Below are 8,081 nucleotides of genomic sequence, written 5' to 3'. Positions count from 1 at the left end.
ACAGATCAGCTTTCCAAGCCGGTTGCGTTCATGCGCCGCATGCTGATCGCGCTTTGGGTCAATCCGCCCGGGGATCTGCCGTGCCAGCGCCGGTGAGCAAAAACCATAGGTCAGGCGGATCATCCCAAACCAATCGATTACCGGGTCCAGCACTTGCTCTGCCAGTTCGAGTAGAGCGGTATAGCTATCTGGGCTTTTCGGGCGATTATCGACACCACCCTCGCCCATCAGCCGCTGCCAGGTCTCGCCACAGTCGATGAGATGACGGAAGCTGAAAAACCGACCGCAGGGCTCATCGAGTGCTGGCACCGTCTGCACCCGGCGTAAACACAGCCTATCGACCTCCCAGCGGTGCCGGGCCAAGCTTGCGGTCAGCTCTGCGGCGGCGGGACCGTAGCCGGTGAGATCCAAGAGCCCGCCCAGTTCGCCGCCTTGCAGCAGGATCCGGTGGCCCAACGCGAGCATCAGGCCTGGCTGCTCAATGCCGAGATCGAGGCCCTCGGCAGCATCCGCGCCCTGCTCGAAGCCCCCGAGGCACTGACCTGGTACTTCGGCGGCCGGCGCAGAGACATTCGCGACCGCCGTCAGTTGCAGCAAAGCCTTTCGAGCTGGGTGCAGCAGACCTGCTTTCCGCTCTCCCCAATCATCCGCAACGAAGCGATGCTCAAGGCCCCGGAGCGCGATGGGCTCGGTATCGAGAAGGCACCGGCGGAAAAGAGTCTTTACCTGACCTGGACCCGGAAGCCTTGGTCGCGGAAAACTGTCGAGTTCATAAGGCAGTTCGGGGCTCGGGTGATCCGTTGTCGGGCTTCACCCGCGCATAGTAGGCGGCGATCGCGTCCTCGGCCAATGCCCGCAACTGCGCTAAATCGGCCTCATCGGCGAGCCGAGTCCACAGCATCGGTGCAAACCGCACCCGCGACGCATCCCGGTCGTAGCGCAGAAAGCCCCGCTGCGCGAACTTCCGAAACGGCATCTCCAGGATCAGCCGCTGGATATCTGTCTCGGTCAGTTCCTCGACACGGGCCATCCTCGCTCGGGGCTTCTCGACGCGAAGTCCTTCCGCCTTTCGCTTTAGGTAGAAATCCCGAAAGGCAAGGGTCAGCAGGTTGATGGGCGTGCTGCCGTCGTCGCCGACGGTTTCCAACAGGGAAAGCAACAGCACCGGTTTATAGCTCGCGGCCATGTCCATCTCTTCGCAGAAACCGACAAAGCGTTCGCGGATGTTGGCTGCGGTGACGGGCTGGAGGCCGAAACGCTCGGCGATCTCTTGCTTACGGTCTTTGCCGAAATAGAAATAGCGCCGGCTGCCGATGCTGAGATCGTGGTCAGCGGTGAGTTCACCGGCCAGCACCTTGCCGCGCAGGTAGTTCTCTGATGCGGCCAGGGCCAGTTCCAGTTCGGCGACGGTTAGCATGTCCTTGACGACGTTCTGCCAGTCGAAGATGTCGATCTCCTCCATGCGCTCGCTCCAGAGGCCCAGATTCAGCACCAGCGGATCGCCGGGGCCATTGGCGTTCTCGTCGGCGATGCGGTCCTTTGGTGCCAGCACGAAGCGGCCTGGACCGTAGGTGCGGGTCCGGGTCAGGCGGTGCAGGTCCCAGCTCTGGTTGTAGCGGCCAGCGTTGTCAACGAAGTCGAACACCAGTAGCGACTCCTTGCTGGGGGCTTTGCGGGTGCCGCGGCCGAGTTGCTGCATGTAGATGATCTTCGATAGGGTCGGGCGGGCCATCAGCAGGACTTCAATGTCCGGACAGTCCCAACCCTCGTTGAGCAGATCGCAGGCGCAAAGCATATGGAGTTCGCCGCGGGCGAAGGCGGCGAGTGCCTCGTCGCGCTCGCGAGCAGGCATGCCGCCGGACACCGAGCGAGCTGGAACGCCGTGCTGGCGGTACAGATCAGCGAGCGCATCACCGTGGCGGATGTTGACGCAGAAGGTTACGCCCTTGCGCCCACGCACGTGCTCCAGGTAGGTGCGAACGATCAGCTCGTTGCGGGCCGGCACCGTGATGGTGGTCTCCAGATCCTGGCGGTTGTACTGGACCTCGTTGAAGCGCACCCGGCTGAGATCGATGTTGGTCTTAACACGGACGCAGCGGATCGGCACCAGCTCGCCTCGCTCGATGGCGTCCTTCAGCGACAGTCGGTGGGCGGCGTCGCGAAACAGCTCCAGCACCGGCTTGCCATCTGGGCGCTCCGGCGTGGCCGTCAGGCCGAGAGTAAAGGCGGGCTTGAAATGCGCGAGCAGCGCGCGGTAGCTGTCGGCCGCCGCGTGATGCGCCTCGTCGATGATTAGATACCGGAACCGATCCGGTGCGATCTCATCGAGCCGATTGGCGAGGGCCTGCACCGAGGCACAGACCACGTGGCAATCGGGCTGCCAGCGACCGCCTTCGATTCGTCCATGATCGACGTCGGGCCAGAGCCGGGCAAACTCGCGGCCAGTCTGGTGGACCAGGTTCTTGCGATGCGCGACATACAGCACCGGCCCGCCGACGCGCTTGGCGTCCTCAATGGCGGTCACGGTCTTGCCGGAGCCCGTAGCATGCTCCAACAGCGCAATGGTCTTGCCCTCGGCGCGGATCAGCGCGAGCCAGTCGTGGGCGTCCTGCTGGTGAGCGCGCAGATCAATGGCCGCACCTTGCTGGCGTGGCAGGAAGTCGTCCAGCTCCAGCAGGCCCGGTAGGCGTTCCAGGAACAGCGCCAACTGTTCCTTGACGCGGTCCCGCTGACGCTCCAGCTCATGGTCGGTCCAGCGGTACACTTGCCAGCCCTGGTAGATCAGGCTGTTCTGTCGGCGCAGGTCGTCCTCGTACTTGTTGCGGTCGAAGTCCGGCGGCTGGTAGTGGGTCGGCCCGTCCACCTCGAACGCGATCTTGCGCTGGGCCGCACGCAGTGCAAAGTCGATGTATCGAGGCGTGCCGTCGATGTCGAGGAAGGGAAACTCCGGCGCCAGTAGTTGCGTCTTCTCCAGGCCGAAGACATCGGCGAACAGCGCAACGAAGTCGTCCTCGGCCTGACTAGCCCGCGCCGCGCGCTGCGAGACCGACGCCCCGCGTCGTTCCGAGTTGTCCTTGTCGTTCGCCGTCGTCGTCATCAGCGCGGGCTCCAATAGTCCGCCAGGGCCGGAAAGATGCGCCGAATGCCGCCACGTGGATCGGGCTGATCGCCCTGATACCTCGGGATCAGATGCCAGTGCAGATGCATCACGGTCTGCCCTGCGGCGGCGGCGACATTGACGCCGATGTTGAAGCCGTCGGGTCCACGTTCGGTCTGCATCCGCTCCGCTGCCTGCCGCAGAGCCCGCCAAAGCTCGGCCATCTCGGCATCGGTTGCATCGAAGGCGCTAGCGAAGTGCCGCTTCGGGATCACCAGCAGATGGCCGGGCGAGACCGGGAAACCGTCGTTGATTGTGACGGTCAGATCAGTCTCGGCGAAAATACGGTCCGGCGGGACTGCGCAAAACGGGCAGGTTTCGCTCATCATTCGGTTCCCATACTGTTTGTTTGCCTATGCGATGTTGGCAAACGCCGTTATCGAAGTGTACAGACTTGTTGCGCGATCCGTGACCTCCCAATGGCCCCGACATACAACACGCCTTACTCGACGACATCGGAAATGCTCGCGCAGGTTGCCGAGATCGCCGAGCAAGTCGGCCGGCTGAGCGCGATGCGCGGTAAGGTTGCCGGGCTGCGGCATCGCAGCAATCGCACGCGCGCCGTTCACGCGACCTTGGCCATCGAGGGCAACCGGTTGTCGCCGGATCAGGTCACGGCGATCCTAGACGGCAAGCGGGTGTTGGCGTCACCGCGCGAGGTGCAGGAGGTGCGCAATGCCCTCTTAGCCTATGACCGTTTCACGGGCTGGATGCCGCATCGAGAACAAGACCTGCTGGAGGCGCATCGTACCCTGATGGCCGCATTGGTCGATGCACCCGGTTGCTATCGAGCCGGTGGCGTCGGCGTAATGGCCGGTGACATGGTGGTGCATATGGCGCCACCTGCGCACCGGGTACCTAGCCTGATGGCGGACCTGCTCTCGTGGCTTGAGCGTGTTCAAGACCATCCGCTGATCACCAGTAGTGTCTTTCACTACGAGCTGGAGTTCATCCACCCCTTTGCCGACGGTAACGGGCGCATCGGGCGACTCTGGCAGACCCTGATCCTAAGCCGCTGGCGGGCGCTGTTTGCGGATCTACCTGTGGAGACCTTGGTGCATGCCCATCAGGACGCCTACTACCAAGCGATTGCCGACAGTACCGAAGCGGCCTCAGCGACGCCGTTCATCCTGTTCATGCTGACGATGATCCGCGCCGCGCTGGACGAGTTGGAGGCCACGGGGGCGGACAGTGATGGCGCTGATCGCAGCGATGCGATTGCTGGGCCCCGATCAAACTGCCAACCGAACCCCGGACCGAACAAGACACCGAACAAGTAGCCAAACGAGTTGGCCGGCTATTAGCTGTGCTCGCTCGCGATGTGTGCTCGACCAAGGCGCTGGTGGAGCGGCCTGCCCTCAGCCATCGCCCGACCTTCCTCTAAGACTAGCGGCACCCGGTGCTCGCCGCTGGCTGGATTGAAATGACCGATCGGGAGCATCCGCGCAGAGCCCGCCAGCGCTATCGCCTGACCCCCGCCGGGCGGCGGCTGCTGGACGCCGGAGCTTAAGAAAAAATGGAGTTCATCGCGCTAATGAATGGCCGGTTCAGATCTCACCGATTACTCGAAGAGTTCGATCTCGTCGGGCTCAAACCATGCCTTTTCGATCATGGCGTCGCGCGCGAGCGCCGGATTGGCTGCGTAGTAGACCACCGCGAGGCTCTTCTCGGCGCGACTGCAAGTCACATAGAAAAGCCGACGCGTCCGGTCGATCGTGGTCTCCTTGCCGGCCGCTTCATTTTCCAGGTCGGTCTTGCTCTTCTCCTTCACCCCAAAGAGCTTGTCGTATGCGAACATAAACCCGCGCGCTTCCTCGTCGCTAAGAATGACCATTACGCGAGGGAACTCCAGTCCTTTGACGCCCTGGTGCGTATCGAACTGTGAGACGCCGCGGACATAGCGGTCATATTTCTCGATCTGATCGAACGGCGCCTCAAGCGCTTGACGCCACCCGCCAAGCTCACTCTTGAGATCGATCTCTTTTTCCTCGCCAACGTTATCGTTGGCCTCTCCCCCGGCATCGCCTTCGGGCAGAACTTCGTCGGCGGTAGCGAACGGCACCAGCACGTCGGGGATCGTGAAGAGACGGGTCTCGGCGACATACCCCAACACCGCGCGCGCGGATGGCTGTTGATCAGTCGACACAAGTGCCAGCAGACCGTCGCAGGCGGCCTTGGCCTTGCTGAGAATGACGGCCTGATTGGCACCGGCCTCTTCAAGCGCCTTGCGCTCAAGGAGCGGCGACGTGCGCCGGACGATCGCTGCCGCCGCAAACCGGTCCGACGCATGCAGTGCGGTCACCAGCGGTAGGATCTCGCGCGTGAACAGTCCGATTCCGGCGCCGGTACCCTGTAGGAAGCTCGTCCGGATGCGCTCGACCGAATACAGCGGATCGAAGAACGCCTCGAACCCAAAGCGGCGAGCCGACATGCGATGCTCCAGAGCTAGCCTCTTGATCGCCTCGGACCCTGCAGCCCATTTCTGATCGCCCGTGATCTCGGCCATTCTCGCAGCGATCGCGGCCTCAACTGCCTTCTTGTCGACGATCGGCTGCGGCACAACGAACAAGCGGACAACGCCAGCGCTGGCATCGCTGCGCGGGATCTGTTCCTCGCCATCCGCGTCCTGGCGGATCCTGTTGATGAGTTCGATTACCCTGGTCGGGCAGCGATGGTTCATCCGCTTGCGTGGCCGCGCCCAGCTCTCCGGGATCGCCTCGGCGAGGCGATCCTTCCCGTCGGCGTAGATGCGCTGCATCATATCGCCGAACAGGCCAAGGCAGAAAACATCGCGGTACGCCGCTTCGACGTCGAGCAGCACATCCATGAGCTTGCGGCTCGTGTCTTGGCTCTCGTCGATAAGCAGGATCGGAAAGCGCGTGACCAGCATGCGCGGTAGACCTGACGTCGCGGCCAGGAAATCGGCCGTCATCGCGATGACCTCGGCATGGCTAAGGGCGTTGCGGGTCCGGTTGTCGCCAGTCGGGCTGTATACGAAGCGCGTGATCGTATCGAGCCCAGCATGGCGGCGTAGCTTGCTCTCAATCGACCGGGCGCGGTCGGCAGCGGCCTTGCCCGTCCGGCCCTTGGCCTGAGCCTCCCTGAGCTCGGCTACATCCTGAAGCAGCCTTGCGGCGAGCCACTGCCGGATGTCCCTGTCGTAGCCGGCGATCAGTGACCAGGCGAAGGCATGGATCGTCGATACCTCGACGCGCGGGTCGAACTGAAGTCGCTGCTTGATCTCGTCGCACGCCGCGTTGGTATAGGTAATGACGCCGATCTTGCGTCCGGTCAGCGATAGTCGTCGACCCTGCTCGCGGCAGACCGCGCGTATTGCTTCTACAAGCGAACGTGTCTTGCCAGAGCCCGCGCACGCATAGAGAAAGAAGCTTCTCGGCTTCTCGAGGTTCAGACAACCGAGGATCGTCTCGTCCGCTCCGGCATCGAATTGATCGTCGTCGGAGCTCATGCTTCCGCCTGCTCGGCTGGTTCTGCCTGCTCGGCGCTGCCCTCCTGGGGCAGGACCTCGACCTGCTTCTTCTCCAGCTGCTGAAGAAGCCATTTGAGACCCTCGGCGATGTAGCCCGGAACAACGATGTCGTTGAACTTCTCGACATCGAGAACATTGAGCGCGAACTCGGCTTTCTTGGCGTTCTTGCTCGTGAGTGCGACGTACATCTCGTTCCCAATCTTCGTCGCACCGCCCCCGCTAGTGATCGTCTCGCGGAACTTGCGCACGAGACCGGATCCTTCGAGCGCGGAGAAAAAGGTGAGGTTCTCGAACGCGAGTGCATCCTCGAAAGTGTAGGGATAAGCCGTTTCCGGCCCCTTAGACCAAGGTGCGGTCACAGCCAGTGGTGTTTGATAGGCAACGCGCACCGCGAACAGAGGCTCACCGTCCCCTGCGTGGGTCTTGAACTCGGCATCCGCATCCATAAGGGTATCGACGTCATCAACGCCCGGCACCCACGTCTTCAGCGTCGCGTTGTTGGTCTTCTGGTTCGCACCCTTTGCCGGCTGTACCGACTTGCCGCCGGTACCGTCGAGAGTATCCAGATCGGTGATGATCAGCGTCAGCAACCCGAGATGGTCAATCAGTGGCTTGAGACGATGTGCATGGCTGCCACCGATCTCGAGGAGCGTGATGTAGCACTGATTGAGCTTGTCGTAATGCGCACGAATGAAGTTGGGGACGAGCATACGCTCGGCTGGACCTTCCACTAGGATCGCGGCATCGGCGAAGAACAGATCGGCATGCTGCGCGCGCAGATAGCGCGTGACGAATCGCTCGGTCTCACTTCCGGAGCCGAACACTTCGGACAGGTTGACGACTGTCGAGACAGGCACCTTGGCCACCAAACCGGCGGGCAGCCGACGGAAGTAGCGCAGGCAGGAGAAGGAGGTCTCATGGGCCACATGGCTCGAGTGGGTGCTTACCACGAGTTGGGTGCGCAGCATCCTGTTCTCGCCCAAGTCCTCGTGGGCGCGCAGCACTGCATAGGCCTTCTTGATGAAGACCTGCTGGACCTGGGCGTGGAGATGGGCCTCGGGTTCCTCGACCAGCACCAGATGGAGCGGCTCGATGTTCGTGAGTGTCACACCCTTTGACGCCTTGCCGACGCGCATCCATGCATCGCGGAAACTCATCAGTCGAAAGATCATCGAGATCAAATTCTGATAGCCGAGCCCGTTATTCGCCTCGGGCAATCGGAGGAGCGGTGTGGTCGCACCATCCTCAGAGATCACATCGACTTCGAAGCTGATTGCCGCGCTGTGGTTAAGGCCGTCAATCGCCTTTAGTCGGGTTGACACCCGCGGGCGAGGATCGGTCACACCTGGGTAGCCCATGCCTTCGACCTCAGTGAAGGCAGCCTCGAAGCTTTCGGTCAGCCGCTTGTCGAATGCATCCTGGGCGGCCTCGATC

The 8,081-nt window shown here is 62.4% G+C and carries 6 protein-coding genes and 1 pseudogene; 2 read left to right on the top strand and 5 right to left on the bottom strand.

The window, feature by feature from the left end; all coding sequences use genetic code 11:
• The 3 genes and pseudogenes from VBE63_RS22375 to VBE63_RS22365 form a co-directional block, all read right to left on the bottom strand.
• Positions 1 to 597 (bottom strand): annotated as a pseudogene (locus VBE63_RS22375) (hypothetical protein); the annotation flags it as partial.
• Positions 598 to 769: 172 nt separating this feature from the next.
• A complete protein-coding gene (locus VBE63_RS22370) occupies positions 770 to 3,097 on the bottom strand; it encodes a DEAD/DEAH box helicase family protein (protein WP_323685233.1) in 2,328 nt (775 codons plus the stop codon).
• Positions 3,097 to 3,486 carry an HIT family protein gene (locus tag VBE63_RS22365; protein WP_323685232.1) on the bottom strand — a complete coding sequence of 130 codons (390 nt, stop codon included), beginning with the start codon at positions 3,484 to 3,486 and terminating at the stop codon, positions 3,097 to 3,099. Before VBE63_RS22365 ends, VBE63_RS22370 begins: the two co-directional genes overlap by 1 nt.
• A gap of 90 nt (positions 3,487 to 3,576) precedes the next feature.
• Between VBE63_RS22365 and VBE63_RS22360 the strand changes: the two genes are divergently transcribed.
• Both VBE63_RS22360 and VBE63_RS31545 read left to right on the top strand, forming a co-directional pair.
• Positions 3,577 to 4,437 carry a Fic family protein gene (locus tag VBE63_RS22360; RefSeq protein WP_323685231.1) on the top strand — a complete coding sequence of 287 codons (861 nt, stop codon included), beginning with the start codon at positions 3,577 to 3,579 and terminating at the stop codon, positions 4,435 to 4,437.
• A gap of 143 nt (positions 4,438 to 4,580) precedes the next feature.
• Positions 4,581 to 4,667: a hypothetical protein gene (locus VBE63_RS31545; protein ID WP_416274632.1), complete on the top strand. Its 87-nt coding sequence runs from the start codon at positions 4,581 to 4,583 to the stop codon at positions 4,665 to 4,667.
• A gap of 51 nt (positions 4,668 to 4,718) precedes the next feature.
• Here the strand turns inward: VBE63_RS31545 and VBE63_RS22355 are convergent, their stop codons facing one another.
• Both VBE63_RS22355 and VBE63_RS22350 read right to left on the bottom strand, forming a co-directional pair.
• On the bottom strand, positions 4,719 to 6,626 hold the full coding sequence (locus VBE63_RS22355) for a UvrD-helicase domain-containing protein (RefSeq protein ID WP_323685230.1): 1,908 nt from the start codon (positions 6,624 to 6,626) through the stop codon (positions 4,719 to 4,721).
• Positions 6,623 to 8,081, bottom strand: a 1,459-nt coding sequence (locus VBE63_RS22350) for an ATP-dependent nuclease (protein WP_323685229.1), incomplete at its 5' end; no start/stop codon positions are given. The genes VBE63_RS22355 and VBE63_RS22350, both read right to left, overlap by 4 nt.

It is taken from the genome of Lamprobacter sp. (assembly GCF_034860625.1).
GTDB lineage: Bacteria > Pseudomonadota > Gammaproteobacteria > Chromatiales > Chromatiaceae > Lamprobacter.
The sequence above is the reverse complement of the archived record's forward strand: the minus strand, read 5'-3'. Positions and strand labels throughout refer to the sequence as shown.

Coding starts and splice junctions, on each gene's coding strand:
- VBE63_RS22370 (WP_323685233.1), bottom strand. CDS start 3,097: ATGACGACGACGGCGAACGACAAGGACAACTCGGAACGACGCGGGGCG.
- VBE63_RS22365 (WP_323685232.1), bottom strand. CDS start 3,486: ATGATGAGCGAAACCTGCCCGTTTTGCGCAGTCCCGCCGGACCGTATT.
- VBE63_RS22360 (WP_323685231.1), top strand. CDS start 3,577: ATGGCCCCGACATACAACACGCCTTACTCGACGACATCGGAAATGCTC.
- VBE63_RS31545 (WP_416274632.1), top strand. CDS start 4,581: ATGACCGATCGGGAGCATCCGCGCAGAGCCCGCCAGCGCTATCGCCTG.
- VBE63_RS22355 (WP_323685230.1), bottom strand. CDS start 6,626: ATGAGCTCCGACGACGATCAATTCGATGCCGGAGCGGACGAGACGATC.